At 62.4% G+C, this 22,164-nt stretch carries 20 protein-coding genes; 3 read left to right on the top strand and 17 right to left on the bottom strand.

Annotated features, from left to right (window positions below; genetic code table 11):
* Positions 1-10: 10 nt before the first annotated feature.
* The 15 genes from ACEN8U_RS13950 to ACEN8U_RS13880 all read right to left on the bottom strand — a co-directional run bounded on the left by ACEN8U_RS13950 (position 11) and on the right by ACEN8U_RS13880 (position 19,202).
* Positions 11-802 (bottom strand): ParA family protein, encoded by a 792-nt coding sequence (locus tag ACEN8U_RS13950; RefSeq protein ID WP_013590058.1) that lies wholly within the window; start codon positions 800-802, stop codon positions 11-13.
* A gap of 43 nt (positions 803-845) precedes the next feature.
* The gene (gene rsmG / locus ACEN8U_RS13945; protein WP_015004086.1) at positions 846-1,562 is read right to left on the bottom strand and encodes a 16S rRNA (guanine(527)-N(7))-methyltransferase RsmG; all 717 of its coding nucleotides are present in this window, start codon (positions 1,560-1,562) and stop codon (positions 846-848) included.
* Positions 1,559-3,517 (bottom strand): tRNA uridine-5-carboxymethylaminomethyl(34) synthesis enzyme MnmG, encoded by a 1,959-nt coding sequence (gene mnmG / locus ACEN8U_RS13940; protein ID WP_310104494.1) that lies wholly within the window; start codon positions 3,515-3,517, stop codon positions 1,559-1,561. Before mnmG ends, rsmG begins: the two co-directional genes overlap by 4 nt.
* A 164-nt stretch (positions 3,518-3,681) precedes the next feature.
* The gene (locus ACEN8U_RS13935; RefSeq protein ID WP_085963869.1) at positions 3,682-4,434 is read right to left on the bottom strand and encodes an ABC transporter ATP-binding protein; all 753 of its coding nucleotides are present in this window, start codon (positions 4,432-4,434) and stop codon (positions 3,682-3,684) included.
* A gap of 11 nt (positions 4,435-4,445) precedes the next feature.
* On the bottom strand, positions 4,446-6,230 hold the full coding sequence (locus tag ACEN8U_RS13930; RefSeq protein ID WP_310104500.1) for a branched-chain amino acid ABC transporter ATP-binding protein/permease: 1,785 nt from the start codon (positions 6,228-6,230) through the stop codon (positions 4,446-4,448).
* A gap of 4 nt (positions 6,231-6,234) precedes the next feature.
* Positions 6,235-7,290, bottom strand: a complete 1,056-nt coding sequence (locus ACEN8U_RS13925; RefSeq protein ID WP_015004090.1) for a branched-chain amino acid ABC transporter permease — start codon at positions 7,288-7,290, stop codon at positions 6,235-6,237.
* Positions 7,291-7,489: 199 nt separating this feature from the next.
* Positions 7,490-8,650, bottom strand: a complete 1,161-nt coding sequence (locus tag ACEN8U_RS13920) for an ABC transporter substrate-binding protein (protein ID WP_015004091.1) — start codon at positions 8,648-8,650, stop codon at positions 7,490-7,492.
* A gap of 365 nt (positions 8,651-9,015) precedes the next feature.
* Positions 9,016-10,182 carry an ABC transporter substrate-binding protein gene (locus tag ACEN8U_RS13915; RefSeq protein ID WP_015004092.1) on the bottom strand — a complete coding sequence of 389 codons (1,167 nt, stop codon included), beginning with the start codon at positions 10,180-10,182 and terminating at the stop codon, positions 9,016-9,018.
* Positions 10,183-10,695: 513 nt separating this feature from the next.
* Positions 10,696-11,667: a branched-chain amino acid ABC transporter permease gene (locus tag ACEN8U_RS13910; RefSeq protein WP_310106312.1), complete on the bottom strand. Its 972-nt coding sequence runs from the start codon at positions 11,665-11,667 to the stop codon at positions 10,696-10,698.
* Positions 11,667-12,551, bottom strand: a complete 885-nt coding sequence (locus tag ACEN8U_RS13905) for a branched-chain amino acid ABC transporter permease (RefSeq protein ID WP_015004094.1) — start codon at positions 12,549-12,551, stop codon at positions 11,667-11,669. The genes ACEN8U_RS13910 and ACEN8U_RS13905 overlap by 1 nt, the downstream gene beginning before the upstream one ends.
* 170 nt (positions 12,552-12,721) lie before the next feature.
* Complete coding sequence (locus ACEN8U_RS13900; protein ID WP_013590068.1) at positions 12,722-13,936, bottom strand: ABC transporter substrate-binding protein; 1,215 nt, start codon at positions 13,934-13,936, stop codon at positions 12,722-12,724.
* Positions 13,937-13,989: 53 nt separating this feature from the next.
* A complete protein-coding gene (locus ACEN8U_RS13895; RefSeq protein ID WP_310104508.1) occupies positions 13,990-14,748 on the bottom strand; it encodes an ABC transporter ATP-binding protein in 759 nt (252 codons plus the stop codon).
* Positions 14,745-15,524: an ABC transporter ATP-binding protein gene (locus ACEN8U_RS13890; RefSeq protein WP_013590070.1), complete on the bottom strand. Its 780-nt coding sequence runs from the start codon at positions 15,522-15,524 to the stop codon at positions 14,745-14,747. The genes ACEN8U_RS13895 and ACEN8U_RS13890 overlap by 4 nt, the downstream gene beginning before the upstream one ends.
* A gap of 306 nt (positions 15,525-15,830) precedes the next feature.
* Positions 15,831-17,543 carry a GMC family oxidoreductase gene (locus ACEN8U_RS13885; RefSeq protein ID WP_310104511.1) on the bottom strand — a complete coding sequence of 571 codons (1,713 nt, stop codon included), beginning with the start codon at positions 17,541-17,543 and terminating at the stop codon, positions 15,831-15,833.
* A gap of 120 nt (positions 17,544-17,663) precedes the next feature.
* Positions 17,664-19,202: a CoA-acylating methylmalonate-semialdehyde dehydrogenase gene (locus ACEN8U_RS13880; protein ID WP_015004097.1), complete on the bottom strand. Its 1,539-nt coding sequence runs from the start codon at positions 19,200-19,202 to the stop codon at positions 17,664-17,666.
* A gap of 154 nt (positions 19,203-19,356) precedes the next feature.
* Between ACEN8U_RS13880 and ACEN8U_RS13875 the strand changes: the two genes are divergently transcribed.
* Positions 19,357-20,256 (top strand): LysR family transcriptional regulator, encoded by a 900-nt coding sequence (locus ACEN8U_RS13875; RefSeq protein ID WP_015004098.1) that lies wholly within the window; start codon positions 19,357-19,359, stop codon positions 20,254-20,256.
* A 261-nt stretch (positions 20,257-20,517) separates the two neighbouring features.
* A complete protein-coding gene (locus ACEN8U_RS13870; protein WP_015004099.1) occupies positions 20,518-21,057 on the top strand; it encodes a class IV adenylate cyclase in 540 nt (179 codons plus the stop codon).
* A gap of 63 nt (positions 21,058-21,120) precedes the next feature.
* Here ACEN8U_RS13870 and ACEN8U_RS13865 read toward each other — a convergent pair whose 3' ends face one another.
* Positions 21,121-21,612, bottom strand: coding sequence for an Lrp/AsnC family transcriptional regulator (locus ACEN8U_RS13865; RefSeq protein WP_013590075.1), 492 nt, complete (start codon positions 21,610-21,612; stop codon positions 21,121-21,123).
* A gap of 99 nt (positions 21,613-21,711) precedes the next feature.
* Here ACEN8U_RS13865 and ACEN8U_RS13860 point away from each other — a divergent pair, with 99 nt between their 5' ends.
* Positions 21,712-21,831, top strand: coding sequence for a hypothetical protein (locus tag ACEN8U_RS13860; RefSeq protein ID WP_374725902.1), 120 nt, complete (start codon positions 21,712-21,714; stop codon positions 21,829-21,831).
* Positions 21,832-21,870: 39 nt separating this feature from the next.
* Here the strand turns inward: ACEN8U_RS13860 and ACEN8U_RS13855 are convergent, their stop codons facing one another.
* Positions 21,871-22,095 carry a DUF3717 domain-containing protein gene (locus ACEN8U_RS13855; RefSeq protein ID WP_310104516.1) on the bottom strand — a complete coding sequence of 75 codons (225 nt, stop codon included), beginning with the start codon at positions 22,093-22,095 and terminating at the stop codon, positions 21,871-21,873.
* Positions 22,096-22,164 lie beyond the last annotated feature (69 nt).

Raw genomic sequence — 22,164 nt, 5'->3', positions numbered from 1 at the left:
CTCGATCCGCTTAGGATGCCTGGGGCGCGTCGCTCAGTGCGCGCACCCGTTCGATCATTTCCGCGCCGAACTGGACATAGGCCTGCGCGCCGCGCGACGCCCTGTCGAAGACCACGCCCGGCAATCCATAACTCGGCGCTTCGGCGAGCCGCACATTGCGCGGAATAACTGCGTCGAACACCTTGTCGCCGAAATGCTCTTTCAATTGATCCGAGACTTGCTGCTGCAAAGTGATGCGCGGGTCGAACATGACGCGCAACAAACCAATCACCTTCAGATCGCGATTCAGATTCGCGTGCACCTGTTTGATTGTATTGACGAGATCGGACAACCCCTCGAGCGCGAAGTACTCGCACTGCATCGGGATGACGACGCCGTGCGCGGCGCAAAGGCCGTTGAGCGTCAGCAGCGACAGAGCCGGCGGGCAGTCGATCAGAACAAAGTCGTACTCGCTTTCGACCGCGGCAAGGGCGGCCTTCAGCTGACGCTCACGGTTTTGCACGCTGACCAGTTCCACTTCGGCGCCGGCAAGTTCACGGTTGGCCGGCAGTACGTCGTAGCCGACCGCTTCGGGACGCATCCGTGCCTCGGCTACCGAGACGCCGTCCACCAACACCTCATAGACGGTGTTGGTGCACGCGGCCTTGTCGATGCCGCTGCCCATGGTGGCGTTGCCCTGCGGGTCCAGGTCGATGAGAAGGACCCGCTGTCCCTGCGCTGCCAGGCTGGCCGCCAGATTGACTGTCGTCGTCGTCTTGCCGACGCCGCCTTTCTGGTTCGCAACGCAGAAGATTTTTGCCATCGTTGGAATGTCCCTTTTGCTGCTTGAAGATGTAATTACGTGGTCAACCGTGAAGCGGTGAATGTGACTGCGTCGCCTGGCGGGCCTCGTCCTCAAGAACCGTCACAAGATGACGCTCGGCGTCCAGGAACGGCACATCGAGCCGCACGGTCTGTTCCACGTGGGCGCCCGCCGGCAGACGCTCGATTTCGCCGTCCGGACGTACGCCCTTCATGGCGAGAATTGCGCCGCGCTCCGCAACGAGATGACGGGCCAGTGTAACGAAATCGGCGAGTTCTGCGAATGCTCGCGAGACGATTACGTCGAACTTTGCCGACACTTCGGCGCCCGGTTGCAAAGTCTCCACGCGCCCTGTTACCACCGACAGATTCGCGAGCCCCAACTCGGCTTTGGCCTGAGCCTGAAAGGCCGTTTTCTTGTGAACGATGTCGTTCACGGTGACGGCCCAATCCGGCCGCACGATCGCCAGCACGATACCGGGCAAACCGCCGCCCGAGCCCACGTCAAGCACGGAGCGCGGATCACGCTCGGCCAGATGCGGCACGATCGAGAGCGAGTCGAGGATGTGCTGAATCAGCATCTGCCGCGGATCGCGAATGGCCGTCAGGTTGTAGACGGCGTTCCATTTGCCCAGCAAGGCGACGTAGTCGAGCAGCTTTGCCAATTGGGTATCGCTTAGCTCAAGGCCGAGCTGGCGCACGCCCTCTGCGAGAAGTTGCGCCAACGCTTCGCGGTCGCTTCCCTTCTGCTTCGTGGTCATTGAGCCACCGGCGTTGTGTCGGCGCCCGGCTCGGCCGGCTTCGCAGGACGGCGCCCAAGCCCCCGCTTCAGGTGCACCATCAGCAACGAGATGGCTGCCGGCGTGATCCCCGAAATGCGCGAAGCCTGCCCGATCGTTTCGGGCCGGAACTGCGTCAGCTTCTGACGCGCCTCGAACGACAGGCCCCTCACTTCCGCATAGTCCAGACCTTCTGGCAAACGCGTACTTTCGTGCGCTTCGTTACGCTCGATCTCGCCCGCCTGGCGGTCGATATAGCCCTGATATTTGATGCCGATTTCGATCTGCTCCTTGATCTGAGCCAGCAGCACTTGGTCTTCCGCCAAAATCTCGGGCGCACCACAAGCTCCACCGCGCAGCGCGCAAACGCCGTCATAGCTGACGCCCGGGCGACGCAGCAGGTCCGCCAGGCTGTACTCGTGATCGATTGGCTTGCCAAGCAAGGCAGTGGCTTCGTCGGCACTCAGGGTCTTTGGATTGACCCACGTCGTTCGCAGGCGCTCGGTTTCACGTGAAACAGCGTCGCGCTTGCGGCTGAATGCGTCCCACCGGACGTCGTCCACAACGCCAAGCTCGCGACCAATCTCCGTCAGCCGCATGTCGGCGTTGTCCTCGCGTAGGCTCAATCGATATTCTGCCCTGCTCGTGAACATGCGATACGGCTCGGAGACGCCGCGTGTTACCAGATCGTCGACGAGCACCCCGAGGTACGCCTGATCGCGACGCGGACACCACGCCTCTTTCCCCTGAACAAACAAGCCCGCGTTGATACCGGCCAGCAACCCTTGCGCGGCAGCTTCCTCGTAGCCTGTCGTGCCGTTGATCTGACCTGCAAAGAACAAACCACTGATCACCTTGGTTTCCAGCGATGCCTTCAGGCCACGCGGATCGAAGTAGTCGTACTCAATCGCATAGCCGGGGCGCAGGATGTGCGCGTGCTCCAGACCGCGCATCGACCGCACGAGTTCGAGCTGTACGTCGAACGGCAGGCTCGTCGAGATCCCGTTCGGGTAGAACTCGTTGGTGGTCAGGCCTTCCGGCTCCAGAAAGATCTGGTGCGATTCCTTCGACGCAAACCGGTGAATCTTGTCCTCGATGGAGGGACAGTAGCGCGGCCCCACCCCTTCGATCACGCCCGTATACATCGGCGAACGATCCAGTCCGCCGCGGATGATGTCGTGCGTACGCTCGTTGGTGTGCGTGACCCAGCACGGCATTTGCCGCGGATGCTGCTCCGCCCGGCCGAGAAACGAAAAGACCGGCACCGGATCGAGATCGCCCGGTTGCTCTTCAAGCTGCGAGAAATCGATCGTGCGGCCGTCAATACGCGGCGGCGTTCCGGTCTTCAAGCGCCCTTGCGGAAGCTTCAACTCCTTGAGGCGCACCGATAACGACACGGCCGCCGGATCGCCCGCCCGACCGCCCGTGTAATTGTTCAGACCGACGTGAATCTTCCCGTCGAGGAAAGTGCCCGCCGTCAGCACCACCGCACGTGCGCGGAAGCGGATTCCCACTTGGGTGACCGCGCCGACAACCCGGTCGCCTTCAACCATCAGGTCGTCCACGGCCTGCTGAAACAGCCACAAGTTCGGCTGGTTCTCAAGCCGGTGACGGATAGCCTGTTTGTAAAGCAGCCGGTCGGCTTGGGCGCGCGTCGCGCGCACCGCCGGCCCTTTCGACGAATTAAGAATGCGGAACTGGATACCGCCTTCGTCCGTCGCGGCCGCCATGGCGCCGCCGAGCGCGTCGACTTCCTTAACGAGATGGCCTTTGCCAATACCGCCGATCGACGGATTGCAGCTCATCTGACCGAGCGTTTCAATGTTATGTGTCAGCAAGAGCGTTTTATTGCCCATGCGCGCGGCGGCCAAAGCGGCCTCCGTGCCGGCATGACCGCCGCCGACGACGATTACGTCAAATTCTGTGGGAAAAAGCATCGCGGACCTCACGCCAGATCATCGCGTGAGCCTTCAAAGGAAAATGTATGGGCGAATTATAACGGGTTCGGTTTTGGCACGAATTCGGTCGAATGGCCTATGAATAAAAAAAGCGGCGTGTTTCACGTGAAACACGCCGCTTTGAACCGCCGCTCAGATCAGCTTCAGGCCGCTTTTTTCGCCAACCCGAGATACGTTTCGATCACCCGAGGATTCTGCGCCAGATCGGCCGCCTCACCTTCCAGCGCCAGCTCGCCCGTTTCCAGCACGTAGCCATAGTCCGAAATCTGCAGCGCGGCGCGGGCATTCTGCTCGATCAGGAGCGTAGCCACCCCCGTTTGACGCAGCGCGCTGATGATGTGAAAGATCTCCTTCACAATCAGCGGGGCAAGGCCCAAACTCGGCTCGTCCAGCATCAACAGATCGGGCTTGCCCATTAACGCGCGTCCGACGGCAAGCATCTGGCGTTCGCCACCCGACAAGGTGCCAGCCGCCTGCTTGCGGCGCTCCTTCAGGCGCGGAAAAAGCTCGAACACGGGCTCCATCTGATCCAGAAAATTGCGCTCGCCCGCGCGCTTGCGCCGGTACGCGCCCAAGACCAGGTTGTCTTCGACGGTCATCGACGCGAACAGCTCGCGCTTCTCCGGTACCAAGCACATACCGCGGGCGACGCGTTTTTCGACCGGCACGGCGCTGACATCCTCGCCCTGATAGACGACCGCGCCCTTCGCGTGCCCCGTGGGCGGCAACGCACCCATGATCGCGTTGAGCAGCGTGGACTTGCCCGCGCCGTTCGGTCCGATCACCGACACAATTTGCCCAGCCCGTACTTTGATCGCCGCGTTATGCAGGGCTTCGACCTTGCCGTAGCGCACGGAAAGCCCATTCACATCGAGAATCGGTGCTGTTGCATTCATGGTCTTCTCCATTACTCCACCCCGCCGAGGTACGCCTCGAGCACCGCCGGATCCTGCTGCACTTCCTGCGGCAAGCCTTCTGCGATACGTGTGCCGAACTCCATGACCACGAGCCGGTCGGTCAGATTCATCACAAAGTCCATGTCGTGCTCGACCAGCAGCACGCTCATCCCTTCCGCCTTCAGCCGGCGCAATAGGTCGGCCAGTTGTAGCTTTTCCTGATATCGCAGACCGGCCGCCGGCTCGTCGAGCAACAGCAAAGTGGGATCACAGCACAGCGCACGCGCGATTTCGAGGATTCGCTGCTGGCCGAGCGCAAGGCTGCCGGCTTCGTCGTACATATGCTGTTCAAGTCCGACGCGGCGAATCTGGCGAGCTGCCTCGGCCATCAGGCGCGCTTCCTCGACACTGTTCAAGCGCACAATGCTCCGCCAGACGCCCGCGTGCCCACGCAAATGCGCGCCGATTGCGACGTTTTCGAGGACCGTCATGCCGGGCAGCAGCTTGACGTGCTGGAACGTGCGGCCGATTCCCCGCTTGACGATTTCACGTGAACTCAGCGCGTCGATTCGCTCGCCGCGGAAGGTGATTTCACCGCTCGTCGCCTGCAGCACGCCGGTTACCAGATTGAACGTGGTGGATTTGCCCGCGCCGTTCGGACCAATCAAGCCGATGATCTGCCCTGCTTTCACTTCGAAGCTGACGTCGTTGACCGCGACCAGACCGCCGAACTGCTTGCGCGCCTTGTTCACCGTCAGCAGATTTTCACCGGCCGCAGGCTTGGTGCGCTGCGGCAACGCATCCGCATGGTCCGGCAGATGCGCGCGCGGGCCGCGCGGAAAGAAACGTGCGACGAACGGCCAGACGCCCTGTCGCGCGTATTGCAGCAACAGCACCATGAGAATGCCGAAAACGATCACCTCGAAGTTACCGTTCTCGCCCAGCAACTTCGGCAGCAGCGTTTGCAGATAGTCCTGCAACACCGTGAGAATTGCCGCCCCCAGCACAGCGCCCCAGACGTGCGACACACCGCCCACCACGGCCATGAACAGAAACTCAATGCCGTGATTGAGGCCGAACGGCGTTGGATTCACCGCCCGTTGCAGATGCGCGTACAGAAAGCCTGACACCGAAGCCAGCACGGCTGCGTACACAAAGATCACGACGCGCATCCATGCCGTGTTGACGCCCATCGCCTCAGCCATCATGCCGCCGCCGCGCAGGGCGCGAATCGCTCGCCCCGGCCGGCTGTTAAGCAGATTGTGAACAGACACGACCGCGCCCAACACCACGAGCCAGATCAGGTAATAAATATGGCGCCCCGATTCGAGGTCGATGCCGAACACGTTCAGCACCGGAATACCGTTGATGCCGTCGTACTTGCCGAGCATTTCCAGATTGCCGAACAGATAAAACAGCGAGAGCCCCCACGCTATCGTGCCGAGCGGCAAAAAGTGGCCGGACAGACGCATCGTCACAAGGCCAAGGATCAGCGCGATCAACGCCGTGACCAGCACGCCCGCGATCAGTGCGAGCCACGGCGAGACGCCAAACCGCGTGGTGAGGTATGCCGTCGCATAAGCGCCGATGCCCACAAACGCCGCCTGCCCGAAGCTGGTCATGCCGCCGATCCCCGTCAGCAGCACCAGCCCGATTGCAACGATCGAATACAGCCCGATGTAGTTGAGCAGCGTGACCCAGTACTCGGGCACGTGAATCGGCTGCGGCAACACAGGCAGCGCAAACAGCACCACGAGGAACAACCAGAAGAACCTGTTTTTCATGATCCGTTTCATCGCGTCACTCCTCTTCCTCTTCGGCGTGCGGGCTGGCAAGACTGCGCCAGAGCAGCACCGGGATAATCAGCGTGAACACGATTACTTCCTTATAGGCACTCGCCCAGAACGACGAATACGACTCCAGCAAGCCGACGAGAATCGAGCCGGCGGCCGCCAACGGATAACTGACGAGCCCGCCGATAATCGCCCCCACAAAGCCCTTCAGGCCGATCAGGAAGCCGGAGTCGTAATAGATGGTGGTCAGCGGGGCCACGAGGATCCCGCACAGCGCGCCAAGCCCCGCCGCCAACGTGAACGCGAGACGCCCCGCTTGCGTCGTGCCGATACCGACGAGCCGCGCGCCCAGCCGGTTCACCGACGTCGCGCGCAACGCCTTGCCCGAAATCGAGCGGTCGAAGTACAGATACAGCGCGCCGATCAGCACGACCGCCGTGCCGACCACCCAGAGGCTTTGCCCCGAGATCGACAGACTGCCCAGGTTGAAGGTCGCGTCCGAAAACGCCGTGGTGCGCGAGCCTTCCGCGCCGAACATCACGAGACCGAGGCCGACCATCGCGAAGTGCACCGCCACCGCGACGATCAGGAGCAGCAGCGTGGTCGCCTCCGCGATCGGCTCATACGCGAGCCGGTAGACGAACGGACCCATCGGAATCACGATCAACAGCGTCAGGGCGATCTGCGCGATCATCGGCAAAGGCTGCAGGAAAACGCCCTTTGTCAGCGCATAGACGGCGACCGGAAACAGCAGGTATTTGCCGGTCAGCACGGCCAGGGTGCGGGCCGCATGCCGCCGCCGCTCGGCGTGCCGCGCGAGCCCCGCCACTTCGATCACGAAGCACGCCGCGCCCATCGCCATCAGCAGCCAGCACGTGGCCGGAAATTTTTGGGTTTGCAACGCGGCGAGCGTGAGCGCGCCGTACGAGACAAACTCGCCCTGCGGGATGAAGATCACCCGCGTGACGGAAAACACCAGCACCAGCGCGAGCGCGAGCAACGCGTAAATCGCGCCCGTGGTGATGCCGTCCTGCGCGAGGATCGCCGCAATTGATAGATCCATACTTCCTCGTCCTGAAGCGTCGAAATCGAAACTGGAAACAGTCATGGCGGCGCAACCTGCGGCCGTCCATCAAACTGCAATGCCTGAAAGACGACCGCCGCGCCGGAGCACGGCGCGGCGGTCGGTGCCATTGTCCGCGAACAGAATGGCAGTGCGGCGTGATGTGCCGCACTTCACGAGAGGCGCGTACCGCCTTGTATTAGTCGTTCTGCAGCTTCCACTTGCCGTCGACGATCTCCACGATCACGCGTGCGCGCTTGTCGAGGCCGTTGTGGTCGGTCGTGGTCGTGTTCATGATGCCGTGCGAGACCGGCAGCTCCTTGATGTTTTCCAGCGCGCCGCGCAGTGCCACGCGGAATGCCTCCGTGCCCGGCTGAGCGGTCTTGAGCGCCTCCGGAATCGCACGCTGCAGCATCTGGCCGGCGTCCCATGCGTGGCCGCCGAAGGTCGCCACGGAGCCCGCGCCATAGGCTTTCTCGTAGGCAGCCTTATAGGCCAGCGACGACTTCTTCACCGGGTTCGAGTCCGGCAATTGATCGGCGACGAGAATGGGGCCGGCGGGCAGGATCTCGCCTTCGCAGTCCTTGCCGCACACGCGCAGGAAGTCGTTATTGGCGACGCCGTGCGTCTGATAGATCTTGCCCTTGTAGCCGCGCTCCTTGAGCGTCTTGGCCGGCAGCGCGGACGGCGTGCCCGAGCCGGCGATCAGAACCGCGTCGGGATTCGCGCCCATCGTCTTCAACACCTGCCCCGTCACCGAAGCGTCCGTGCGGTTGAATCGCTCGTTCGACACGATCTTCAGCTTGTGCGCAGCGGCGGCCGCGGTGAACACGTTGTTCCAGCTATCGCCGTAGGCGTCCGCGAAACCGATGAAGCCGACGGTCTTCACGCCGTGATGTTCCATGTAGTCGGCAATGGCGTCGGCCATCAGACTGTCGTTTTGCGGCGGTTTGAAGGCCCAGGCGCGCTTCGCGTCCATCGGCGAAATGATCGCGGCCGACGCAGCGAGCGAAATGACCGGCGTCTTGCCTTCCGACGCAGGATCGAGCATGGCGAGCGAGTTGGGCGTCACAGTGGAGCCGATAATCGCGTCGACATGGTCTTCGTCGATGAGCTTGCGCGTGTTCTGCACGGCCTTGCCCGTGTCCGACGCGTCATCGAGAATAATGTACTGCACCGTCTTGCCGCCGATCTCCTTTGGCAGCAACGCAATCGTGTTCTTTTCAGGAATCCCGAGCGATGCAGCCGGCCCCGTGGTGGACAGCGTCACACCGATCTTCACCTGAGCGAGTGCGGCGCCCGCGCCGCACATCAATGCCATCGCGATGCCCGTCCGTACCCATTGCTTTGTCTTTTTCATTGCAAGTCTCCAACGCTTCGAAGTGCGTATTTGTAATCCGACTCGTGGGTCGGGTGTCTGAATCTAGTTATAGGGTCCGGGCGTGCCAAGCATGGTTTTCCCTGCTCGACGCGCGTGCCTTCGCCGCCTGTACGTTGCTCCCTACTGCTGCAATTCCTGCGATGCCTTCCTGGACTGGCGCGCGCAAAACACTAACATGTTAGTAGTATTGCGTCGTGCCGCGCCGACGGTCAATAGACTGCAACCCAAATGCGGGTTTCTCCTGAAGCCGTACAACCACACTTTTCCCACCGGGCGCGCAATAAAAAAGACGCGTCAACTGCACGCGTCTTTTTGTATTGGGTCACCTATCGCTTCGCCTTCGCTCAGTCGCCGGACAACTTCCACTTGCCGCCGACAATCTGCACCATCACGCGCGCCCGCTGGTCGAGACCGGCGTGGTCGTTCGCGCTCATGTTGAAGATGCCGTGCGACGCGGGCAGGTCTTTCGTGGCTTCGAGCGCCGCGCGCAGCGCCTCGCGGAATGCCGGTGTGCCCGGCTGCCCCTTCTTCAGCGCGACAGGAATCGCGCGTTGCAGCAGCAGGCCCGCGTCCCATGCGTGGCCGCCGAAAGTCGACACCGAACCTGCGCCATACGCGGCTTCGTAGGCACGCTTGTAGGCGAGCGCGCTCTTCTTCACCGGATTGGAATCGGGCAACTGCTCGGCAACGAGCAACGGACCCGCCGGCAGATACGTGCCCTCGCAGTCCTTGCCGCACACGCGCAGGAAGTCGTTATTCGCGACGCCGTGCGTCTGATAGTACTTGCCCTTGTAGCCGCGCTCCTTCAGCGTTTTCTGCGGCAACGCGGCGGGCGTGCCTGCGCCGGCCACCAACACCGCATCCGGATTCTGCGACATGATCTTCAGCACCTGGCCGGTGACCGACGCGTCGTTACGCGCGAAACGCTCGTTTGCCACCACCTTGATCTTCGCGAGGTCGGCGGCCTTGCTGAATTCCTTGAACCAGCTTTCGCCATAGCCGTCCGAGAAACCGATGAACGCGACGGTCTTCACGCCGTGATTGGACATGTGCTGCGCGATGGCCGTGGCCATGAGAATGTCGTTCTGCGGCGTCTTGAAGACCCACGCGCGTTTGGCGTCCATGGGTTCGACGATGCTGGCAGCCGCGGCAAGCGAGATGACCGGCGTGGTGTTTTCCACGGCGACGTCCATCATGGCAAGAGAATTCGGCACGACGGTCGACCCGATCAGCGCGTCAACGTGGTCTTCGCTCGTGAGCTTGCGGGCGTTTTTGACGGCCTGAGTGGAGTCGGTGGCGTCGTCAAGCACAATGTAATCGACCTTCTGGCCGGCCACTTCCTTCGGCAACAGCGCGATGGTGTTCTTTTCCGGAATGCCGAGCGATGCGGCCGGGCCGGTTGCCGAGACAGTGACGCCGATTTTCACATCTGCGAATGCATGCGTGCTCCATGCAGCCGAAACTCCGGCGGCGACTAATGCCGCGCTGATCCAACGCAATGCCGACTTCATCCCGCTCCTCTACGTCCCGTTAAAACAATTCGGATTAAATTCGTGAATTAAATCCCGACCCAGCGGTCGGTGAATAAGGAGTGTAGCGGACGGAAGCCGCGCGCCGCAAGCGTTTTGAAGGGGTGCGATGCGGGAAAAGGCTAATTACCGGCGACATAAAAAACCGTCACCGCGTTAGCAAAAGATTTGAATGACGCCAATCGAAAATCGACAAATAAAAAGCGCTGTTGGATATCAATCCAACAGCGCTTTCGTGTGGGCACTTAGTGCCTCATGTCTCCTCGTTCTCCACCTGCAAATTCGTGGTGCATCAGAACTGCATGAAGATTAAATGAGCACCCGGCATGCCACAACTAGCAATTACCCTAGTGGTGCACTGCGGCACTGAATTGGGGCGCATAGAGCCGGCGTCGCCGCAGGATACGCAAATAAGGGCCTAAGCGCGCCTTGGTGTCCATACTGCACAGCAGCGAGAATTGGATCGGATACCGAAGCATTTCAATTCGCCTTTGCTCACGCGCGCAGCGGCCGCACGCGCGCGATGATTTCGCCGACAATGCCGCGCCGGAAAGCGAGCACGCATGCAATAAAGATGATGCCCGTCACAATGGTGACCGATTCGCCCAATGAGCGGAACCATTCCACGCCTGTCGTGGAAGCCAGCGCGCCTCCAATATCGCCGAGGCGATCCTCGAGCGCCACGATCAGCGCAGCACCGAGCAGCGGCCCAAACAACGTGCCCATTCCGCCGACGAGCGTCATCAGCACGACGAGGCCTGACATGGTCCAATAGGCGTCGCTCAGGGTCTCGAAGCCCTGCACCACCACCTTGAGCGAGCCCGCGAGTCCCGCCAGCCCCGCCGACAGGATGAAGGCGAGCAACTTGAAGCGGTCGGTATCGTAACCGAGCGACACGGCGCGCGGCTCGTTCTCCTTGATCGCCACCAGCACCTGCCCGAACGGCGAATGCACGATCCGCACGATCAGCAGGAACGCGAGCACCATGATTGTCAGCACGACGAAGTACAGCGCGACATCGGACGTCAAATCCAGCAGGCCGAAGAGCTTGCCGCGCGGCACGCCTTGCAGGCCATCTTCGCCATGCGTGAAGGGCGCCTGCAGGAACACGAAGTAGACCATTTGCGCGAGCGCGAGCGTCACCATCGCGAAGTAAATGCCCTGGCGGCGAATCGCGAAGATGCCGACGACAAGACCCAGCAGCGTCGCGCTGGCCGTGCCTGCGAGCACGCCCAGTTCAGGGGAGAAGCCGAGCGTCTGCATCGCGTAACCGGTGATATAGCCCGCCGACGCGAGAAACATGGCATGCCCGAACGACAGCAGCCCGGTGTAGCCGATCAACAGGTTGAAGGCGGCGGCAAAAAGCGCGAAGCACATCACCTTCATCACGAAGAGCGGATAGATGCCGAGCACGGGCACCGCGAGGAGCGCGAGCAGCAGCAGACCGTAGAGCACTTTTCTATGCATCATTTTTCCTTGCCGAAGAGACCCGCCGGGCGCACCAGCAGCACGAGCGCCATGATGACGAACACGACGGTCGCCGACGCTTCCGGATAGAACACGCGCGTCAGTCCTTCGATCACGCCCAGCATCAGGCCGGTCAGAATCGAGCCCATGATCGACCCCATCCCGCCGATCACGACCACCGCGAACACGGTGATGATCATCGGCTGGCCCATCAGCGGCGAGACCTGAATCACGGGTGCGGCGAGTACGCCGGCGAACGCGGCAAGCGCGACGCCGAAACCGTAGGTGAGCGTGATCATCAGCGGCACGTTGATGCCGAAAGCCTCGACGAGTTTCGGGTTTTCCGTGCCCGCGCGCAGATAGGCGCCGAGCCGCGTTTTTTCGATGACGAACCACGTCGCGAAGCACACAATCAGCGAGGCCACCACCACCCACGCGCGATAGTTCGGCAGGAACATGAAGCCAAGGTTGGTCGCGCCGGACAGTGCCGACGGCACGTCGTACGGCTGTCCGGACGAGCCGTAGATGGAGCGGAATACGCCCTCGACGACGAGCGTGAGCCCGAACGTGAGCAGCAGTCCGTACAGATGATCGAGCTTGTACAGCCAGCGCAGCATCGAGCGTTCAATCAGGACCCCGAACAGACCGACGACGAGCGGCGCGATGATCAGCATCGGCCAGTACGGCACGCCGAAGTAAGAGAAGCCCATCCACGCGAGCATCGCGCCGAGCATGAACAACGCGCCGTGCGCGAAATTGATCACGTTCAGCAAGCCGAAGATCACCGCAAGTCCCAGACTCAGAATTGCGTAGAACGAGCCGTTCACGAGCCCGAGCAGCAACTGGCTCAGCATCGCGGGAAGCGGAATGCCAAAGATGTCCATTGAAGCCTTCACCCATCGTCAAGGTGAGATCGGTCGCGCACGATCGGGCCGGCACGCGAACAGCACGCGCATAACGCCCGGCGCGCGCCATATGAAACAAACGGAACAACGCAAACGAACGGCTGTCTGCCCGCGGACAGCCAGCCGTCGCTCAGGCCATCACGCGTCGCTTATTTCCACAGTGCGCAGCGCGTTTCGGCCTTTGTCGTGAACGCCTGCTCGCCGGGGATTGTCGCGGTGATCTTGTAGTAGTCCCAAGGTTCTTTCGACTCTGCCGGCGTCTTCACCTGCATCAGGTACATGTCGTGGATCATGCTGCCGTCCTGACGGATGTAGCCCTTCGCATAGAAGTCGTCGATCTTCGTCTTCTTGAGTTGCGCCATCACCTTGTCGGCATCGGTCGAACCGACCGCCTGCACCGCCTTCAGGTAATTCATCGTCGCGGAATAGTCGGCGGCCTGCAGGCTCGACGGCATCTTGCGCATCTTGTCGAAGTAACGCTGCGCCCACTTGCGCGTGTTCGCGTCCTTGTTCCAGTACCAGCTGTCCGTCAGCACAAGGCCCTGCGTCGTTTCGAGGCCGAGGCTATGCACGTCGTTGATGAACATCAGCAACGCAGCGAGCTTCATGGTCTTCGTAATGCCGAATTCCTTCGCTGCCTTGATCGAGTTGATGGTATCGCCGCCTGCATTCGCGAGACCGAGAACCTGCGCTTTCGACGACTGCGCCTGCAACAGGAACGACGAGAAGTCCGACGCCGACAGCGGATGACGCACCGAGCCCAGCACCTGGCCGCCGCTCGCCTTCACCACGTCTGCCGTGTTCTTTTCGAGCGCCTTGCCGAACGCGTAGTCGGCGGTCAGGAAGTACCACGTCTTGCCGCCCTGCTTCACCACTGCCGAGCCCGTGCCCTTTGCGAGCGCAGTGGTGTCGTACGCATAGTGAATAGTGTACGGCGTGCATTGCTCGTTGGTCAGCGTGTCGGCACCCGCGCCGATGCTGATGTACACCTTGTGCTTTTCACCGGCGACGGTGTTCATCGAAAGACCCGTTGCCGAGTTCGTGCCGCCGATCAGCAGATCGAGACCCTCGCGATCCATCCATTCGCGCGCGCGCGACGCTGCAATGTCCGCCTTGTTCTGGTGATCCGCATACAGCACCGTGATCGGCTTGCCGTTGACCTTGCCGCCGAAATCGGCCACGGCCATGCGGATCGCTTCGAGACCGCCCTGGCCATCGATGTCCGCGTAAAGCCCCGACATGTCGGTGATGAAGCCGATCTTCACTGCGTCATCTGCCGCTTGCGCGCTGCTCATGGTGATGGCGGCGCCGGCTGCGACCGCGAAGCAGACTGAAGCAATTCGCGCGAGTGGGTTCTTTTTCATTTGTGTCTCCTGGTTCTTCGCTTGTGGTTATCAGAGGCAATGGGGCGTGCTCTCTACACGCCCAGCAGATCATGCAGGACCGGCATCTTGCTTTCGAGTTCACTAGCCCCGAAGTGTTCGACGATCGTTCCGTGCTCCATCACGTAGAAGCGATCGGCAAGCGGCGCGGCAAAGCGGAAATTCTGTTCGACCATCACAATCGTGTAGCCACGCGCCTTCAGTGTGACGATCATGCGCGCGAGCGCCTGCACGATGACAGGCGCGAGCCCTTCGGAGATCTCGTCCAGCAACAGCAGATTGGCGCCCGTGCGCAGAATACGCGCGACCGCGAGCATCTGCTGCTCGCCGCCGGAGAGCCGTGTGCCCTGGCTCATGCGGCGTTCCTGAAGATTCGGGAACATCGCATAGATTTCCTCGAGCGACATCATGTGCGCCTTGTCGCCGACGAGCGGCGGCAGCAACAGATTTTCCTCGCACGAGAGGCTCGAAAAAATGCCGCGCTCTTCAGGGCAATAACCAATGCCGTGATGCGCAATGCGATGCGTGGGCAGATTGATCGTTTCGCGGCCGCCAACGCGGATCGACCCTGTGCGCCGGCCCGTGAGGCCCATGATCGCGCGCAAGGTGGTGGTGCGCCCCGCGCCATTGCGGCCGAGCAGCGTGACGACCTCCCCGCGGTCCACGGTCAGATCGACGCCATGCAGGATATGCGATTCCCCGTACCAGGCTTGCAGTCCCGCTATCTGGAGTGCGGGCGCGCCCGCGGCCTTGCCGCTCACCTCGAGGCCTTCGCGCTCGGCAATTGTGTTCATGCGTGGGCTCCGGCGAGCGCCGCGTCGGCGCTGCCCATGTAGGCTTGCATCACGAGCGGGTTCTTCGACACGTCGGCATACGTGCCCTCGGCGAGCACTTCGCCCCGTTGCAGCACGGTGATCGTGTCGGAGATGCCGGCAATCACGTTCATATTGTGTTCGACCATCAGGATCGTGCGGCCGCTCGATACTTTCTTGATCAGCGCCGTGACGCGGTCGACGTCTTCGTGGCCCATGCCTTGCGTCGGTTCGTCGAGCAGCATCAGCTCGGGCTCCATGGCGAGCGTGGTCGCGATTTCGAGCGCGCGCTTGCGGCCATAGGAGAGTTCGACCGTCAACACATCGGCGAAATCGGTCAGGCCCACCTGCGTGAGCAGATCCATCGCGCGGTCGTCGAGCCGGCGCAGCGTGCGCTCGCTCTTCCAGAAATGAAAGGCGGTACCGAGCGAGCGCTGCAAACCGACGCGCACATTCTGCAATGCCGTCAGATGCGGAAACACAGCGGAAATCTGGAATGAACGGATGATGCCGCGCCGCGCGATCTGCGCCGGCCGCTCATGCGTGATGTCGACGCCGTTGAAAACGATCTGACCGGCCGTCGGTTCGAGAAACTTGGTGAGCAGGTTGAAGCAGGTGGTCTTGCCCGCTCCATTGGGCCCGATCAGCGCATGGATCGAGCCGCGGCGCACGCGCAGGTTCACGCCGTTCACGGCAATGAAGCCTTTGAACTCACGGGTGAGGCCGCGCGTTTCGAGAATCGTATCGCCGAGAATCATGTTCCCTTCCATACGGAGTGAGGCGAAGCACTACGATCTTTCGCGCGAAGCTCTGCGCGACTATTTGGACGGCGGCACCCCGTGCACGCTCGTTGGCGTGCTGCACCAATCCGGACGGTAATCCTTGGGGCAACACGCAGCATGGCTGCCATTGTCGCGCCAATGATGCAGCGCATTCATTGGGATTTGCACTTAGTGGATGGTGTATGTATGTAATCGCGCGCCGCAGTCTCTTATCGGAGACATGCGTGGGCAGCCCCGCATGCAAAGGCGGCGCCTGCCACGCGTGCCGCGACGCGACGTGTGTCACACAGCGGACATCGATACCGCATTGGCCGCGCGTGCGGCCACGCTGCCCGTCACGCGCGCGCGACGGTCCTCGCGAATCATCGCGCTGCCTCGTTCGGCAATCATCAACGTGGGCGAATTCGTGTTGCCGGACGTGATGGTCGGCATGACGGATGCATCGACCACACGCAGACCGTCAACCCCGATAACTCGTAGCCGGTTGTCCACCACTGCTGCGGGATCGTCGGTCGTGCCCATGCGGCATGTGCCTACCGGATGGAAAATCGTCGTGCCGACGAGACCTGCCGCACGCTGTAGTTCTTCCTCGGTCTGATACTCGATGCCCGGCAAGATTTCCCGAGGCTGGTAACGCACGAGCGCGGGCGCGGCTGCAATGCGGCGCGTGAGACGCAGCGCGTTCGCGGCCACGTGCCGGTCATAGTCGGTGGAGAGATAGTTGGGCGCGATGAGCGGAGGCGCCGCAGCGTCCACCGATTCGATATGAATGCTGCCGCGCGATGTGGGCCGCAACTGGCACACCGATGCGGTGAATGCATTGAAGCGGTGCAGCGGCTCGCCGAAGCGATCCAGCGAAAGCGGCTGCACGTGATATTCGAGGTCGGGGCGCGTGAGCGAGCGATCGTCCGGATCGGACTTCGCGAAAGCGCCCAGTTGCGACGGCGACATCGACATGGGACCGCTTTGGAAAAACGCATACTGCATGCCGATCATCAGCTTGCCCCACCAATGCGCGGACGCAGTATTCAGCGTGCGAACGCCGTCCACGCGATAGGCCATGCGCAGTTGCAAATGATCCTGCAAATTTTCGCCGACGCCGCGCAGATCGTTGACCACGCCGATACCCAGGTTCTGCAGACGCGCACCATTCCCGATGCCGGACAACTCGAGCAATTGCGGCGAGTTGACCGCGCCCGAACTCAATATCACTTCCCAGCGCGCCTTCGCCATATAGTCGGTACCGTCGCCGCGATATTCGACGCCGGTGCAGCGGCGTCCTTCGAATGTGACGCGCTGAGTGTGCGCGCCGGTGATGACAGTGAGATTCGGCCGCCGCATTGCCGGACGCAAGAATGCCTTCGACGCATTCCAGCGAATGCCGCGCTTCTGATTGACGTCGAAATAGCCGACGCCGGTGTTATCGCCGCGGTTGAAGTCGTCGGTAGCGGGAATGCCTGTCTGTTGCGCGGCCTTCGCAAACTCCTCGAGTATCTTCCACTTGAGGCGCTGTTTTTCGACGCGCCACGGCCCACCCTCGCCGTGCGCTTCGCTCGCGCCCGCGTAGTGATCTTCGCTGCGTTTGAAGACCGGCAGCACCGCGTCCCACGACCACGACGGATCGTTCGTCACGCGCGCCCACTCGTCGTAGTCCTCGCGTTGCCCGCGCATATAGATCATGCCGTTGATCGACGAACAACCGCCGAGCACGCGGCCGCGCGGATACGAAAGCGCGCGCCCGTTGAGGCCCGGCTCCGCCTGCGTTTTATAGAGCCAGTCAGTGCGAGGATTGCCGATACAGTACAGATAGCCGACCGGCACATGAATCCAGTGATAGTCGTCCTTGCCGCCTGCTTCGAGCAGGAGCACCTGCACGTCGGGATCTTCGGTCAGACGATTGGCGAGCACGCAGCCCGCCGTCCCCGCGCCGACAATGATGTAGTCGAACTCGCCTTCGAGACGCCGCTCGGAAGACGCGGCTTGCACGTGGCTCATCGTTCAGTCTCCTAATCATTTTTTCCGGCAGCGCAGTGAGCGGCGACCGGTTTTATCGATGCTTTCGGCGGGCCGCGCGAAGCACTGCGCGAGCATCGCCGAAGGCCAACATCATCAGCACTACTTGGCGACCGGCATGGTGAACTCGGCGCCCTTCGCGATGCTGTCAGGCCAGCGCTGCATGATGCTCTTGTAGCGCGTGTAGAACCGCACGCCTTCCTCGCCGTACGCGTGATGATCGCCGAACAGCGACTTCTTCCAGCCGCCGAACGAGTGCCACGCCATCGGCACCGGAATCGGCACGTTGATGCCGACCATGCCGATCTGGATCTGCCGCGAGAAAGCGCGCGCGATTCCGCCGTCCGACGTGAACAACGACACGCCGTTCGCAAACTCGTTGGCGTTGATGAGCTCCACCGCCGACGCAAAATCCGGCACGCGCACCACGCACAGCACCGGCCCGAAAATTTCCTCGCGGTAAATCTTCATATCGGTCGACACATTGTCGAACAACGTACCGCCAAGAAAGAACCCCTTCTCGTGTCCGTCGACGCGATGAGCGCGGCCATCCACGACAAGCTTCGCACCCGCGGCGACGCCGGCTTCGATATAGCCCAGCACTTTGTCGCGATGCGCGGCGGTTACCAACGGTCCCATTTCGGCAGCCGATTCCATGCCGTTCAGAATCTTCAGGCTCTTCACGCGAGGCGTGAGCCGCTCGATCAGCTCATCGGCGATATGCCCGACCGCGACCGCCACGGAAATCGCCATGCAACGCTCGCCGGCGGAACCGTACGCGGCGCCGATCAGCGCATCGACGGCCTGGTCGAGGTCGGCGTCCGGCATCACGACGAGGTGGTTCTTGGCGCCGCCCAGCGCCTGCACGCGCTTGCCGTGCCTGGTGCCTTCCGTGTGGATGTATTCGGCAATCGGCGTGGAGCCGACAAACGACACCGCGCTCACGTCGGGATGCACGAGGAGCGCGTCGACCGCGACCTTGTCGCCGTGCACGACATTGAATACGCCGTCGGGCAAGCCTGCTTCCTTCAGCAATTCCGCGAGACGGTTCGCCGCCGACGGGTCGCGCTCCGACGGCTTGAGCACGAACGTGTTGCCGCAGGCGATGGCGACGGGGAACATCCAGCATGGCACCATCATCGGAAAATTGAACGGCGTAATGCCGGCGACCACGCCGAGCGGCTGGCGCAGATTCCAGTTGTCGATGCCGCCGCCGATCTGGTCGGTAAAGTCGGTCTTCAGCAGATTGGGAATGCCACACGCGAACTCGACCACTTCGATGCCGCGCATCACCTCGCCCTTCGCGTCGGAAAACACCTTGCCGTGCTCGCGTGTGATCAGTTCGGCCAGCTCGTCGTGATGGCGGTCGAGCAACTCCTTGAACTTGAACAGCACGCGCGCGCGCTTGATGGGCGCCGTTTCGCTCCACGCGGGAAACGCGGCATACGCGGCGGCAACCGCGGCGTCCACTTCGGCCACGCTGCCGAGCGGCACCCGCGCGCTCACCGCGCCGAGGGCGGGATTGAAGACGTCGCCGTGACGGCCGCTGGTTCCGTCGATAGCCTTGCCGTTGATGAAATGCGCCAGCGTGCGCACGCCGGCACCCGCGCGGACGGTTTCGTCCTGATATGTCTCGCTCATGTTGTTCCTCTCGGTGGTGGACCATCATCCGGGATGGCTGCCGCGATCTTCCGCCACAAGAATGGCGTGCTGAAACACGAGCGTACGGCGCTTCGCCGAGCGAAATCCAATGAGTAATGCTCAACTGCGCTATAAGCGGCGTTAATATCAGCGGATGGATCTCATTCTGCTACGCGCGTTCGTCACCGTGGCACGCGAGGGCAACCTCACGCGCGCGGCGGTGCAACTGCATCTGACGCAGCCGGCCGTCAGCCTGCAAATCAAGCATTTGCAGGAGACGCTCGGCGTGACGCTGTTCACGCGTACGTCGCATGGACTCTCGCTCACGCGCGACGGCCAGGCGCTGCTGCCGCACGCCGAACGCGCGCTGGCCGCGGCGAGCGACGTGCAGCGCGCGGCGCAGTCGCTGCGTCAGGAGGTGCGCGGGCGGCTGCGCATCGGCACCATTCTCGATCCTGAGTTTCTGCGGCTGGGCGGCTTTCTCAAGCAGCTGGTGGAGACGTGGCCGCATATCGAAACGGCCTTGCGGCACGGCATGTCGGGCTGGGTGCTGGAGCAGGTCCGCGCGGGCGAACTCGACGTCGGCTACTACATCGGCGTGCCTTCCGACGACGAGAGCCGCGACGCGCCCGCGTTCCACACGCTGACGCTCACGCATTTCCAGTACCGCGTGCTGGCGCCGGCCGGCTGGAAAGACCGCGTCAAAGGCGCGCGCGACTGGCGCTCGCTCGCCGCCTTTCCGTGGATCTGGACGCCGCCAGCCTCCGCACACAACCGGCTCTTGTCGCGCGCATTCGGCGAGGCGGGCGTGAAGCCGGTGAAGGTCGCGGAAGTCGACCAGGAGCCGTCCATGCTCGATCTCGTCAAGTCCGGCGTGGGTCTGACGCTGGCGCGCGACGCGATTGCCCTTGCCGAGGCGCACGCGCATGCGCTGACGATCGTGGAAGGCATTACGGTGCCGACGCAACTGAGCTTCATCGCGCTTGCCGAACGCAAAGACGAGCCGGCGATAGCCGCCGCGCTCAAGCTGATCGAGTTGCAATGGGCCAGCTGACGGACGCGCCGGGCACGCCTTGACGATCGTCTGAGCGTGACGCGCCGCGATATGAGCGGTTCTCATGACAGCACGCGCGAAGCCTCGCGCTACGCCTCGCTGCTGCGTGAAACCGCGGCGTCACGCAGTTTTTGTTAGATTGGCGGTTCGCTCATGCGCCCGTCTCGCCGCTTTTCCGTTCCAACCGACTCTGTCTGTCCCGGCAGCTTCACCGCACACGACGCAAGCTGCCGGCCATCCCATTCCCGACAGGAGGCCGACATGGCACGCAACATCGAAATAAAAGCCCGCGCCCAGCATTTTGAGCAGCTGCGCGAACGCGCGGCGCAGCTCGCGCCGGACGCGCCGCTGATCTTCCGCCAGCAGGACTTCTTCTACGACGTCCCGCGCGGGCGCCTGAAGCTGCGCCAGTTCGACGACGGCACGCCCGCCGAACTGATCTTCTACCAGCGCGACGACCGCGACGGGCCGAAGGCCTCGTACTACACGCGCAGCCCGGTGACGAATCCCGAAGCCATGCACGCGCTGCTTGCGACGGCGCTGACCACGCGCGGCATTGTGACCAAGGAACGGCACGTGTATCTCGCGGGACGCACGCGCATTCATCTGGACCGCGTCGACGGCCTGGGCGATTTCGTCGAACTCGAAGTGGTGCTCGGACAGGACGACGACGAGGAACACGGCCACGCGGAAGCGCATGCGATGTTCGCGAGCCTCGGCGTGCCCGAAACGGATCTCGTGGCGGTGGCCTATGTCGATCTGCTGAGCAGCCCGAACGGCGAGCCGAAGCAGGCTGCGTAAAAGCGCCAATATGCGCGGTAGGGCAGCGCGGAGGGCCTCCGCGGCAGGGCCGCGCGAGCCGCTTCAGCCCGCGGCCGTTCCCGGCGACAGATGCGCAAGCGGCAGCGGCCCGTTGCGCTTGAACGTGGTGAGCACGATGTTCGAGCGCACGCTATCCACGCCCGGCACGCGCATCAGCTTCTTCATCACGAAGGTGGACAGATAGTTGAGGTCGGGCGCGACGATGCGCAGCAGATAGTCGGCGTCGCCCACCACCGCGTGGCATTCCAGCACTTCGGGCAACACGTCGATCTGCTGCTGAAACTGCTCGATGATCGAGTCGCCGTGATGTTTCAGCTTGAGGCTCGTAAAGGCGGTGACGCCCAAGCCGAGCTTTTCCGGCCGCAGCACGACGCGATAGCCGTCCACCACACCGACCTGCTCGAGCCGCTGCAAGCGCCGCCCAATCTGCGACGGCGACAGCGGCACCTGTTCGGCAAGCTGCTGATGCGTGGCGCGGCCAAAGCGCTGCAGTACGTCGAGCAGCGCCAGGTCGAAGTGGTCGAGATCCAGCATGTAGAAAACCCGCATCGAATCCAAGTTTGATGCGCGATTATTGCATGGCGTACGCGCCACGCGTCTGATCGCCCGGAGCGGTTCAACGCGTACGACAAGGTGGAGATCGGCCTGTCGACGCACGAAGCGAATGGCCTCACGACGCGCGACATTGAACCGGCGCGGTGTATCGAGCGTGTCGCAGTGCACGCAGCCACCGCTCAGAATTCGTCGTATTGAAAGGGCTTTGCAGGCAATGCCGTAGACAAACCTTCAGTTCTACAGGCCATTTTTAAGGCGCACGTAAGAATCCCATGCCTGCTGTGCATTCGCGTCCAAACGATCCCGCGATAGCGTGTTCCGACGCTGTACAATCAGGAGCGCATACGGCTTGGAGAGCGCGCTTGCCTCCTTGCACAGAATGAGTTCGTCCCCGCTCGCGGGTGAGCGGGCGCGCCAGAAGTTGATCGCGGCTTCGAGTTCCTGAATGCTGATCTCGGACATGCTTCGATTATCCGGAGGGCGCGAGCAAGCTGCTCGATGCAGCAGACGGGCGAACCAGTCTGTGAAGCA

Source organism: Paraburkholderia phenoliruptrix, from assembly GCF_047325075.1.
Lineage (GTDB): Bacteria > Pseudomonadota > Gammaproteobacteria > Burkholderiales > Burkholderiaceae > Paraburkholderia > Paraburkholderia phenoliruptrix.
The sequence above is the reverse complement of the archived record's forward strand: the minus strand, read 5'-3'. Positions and strand labels throughout refer to the sequence as shown.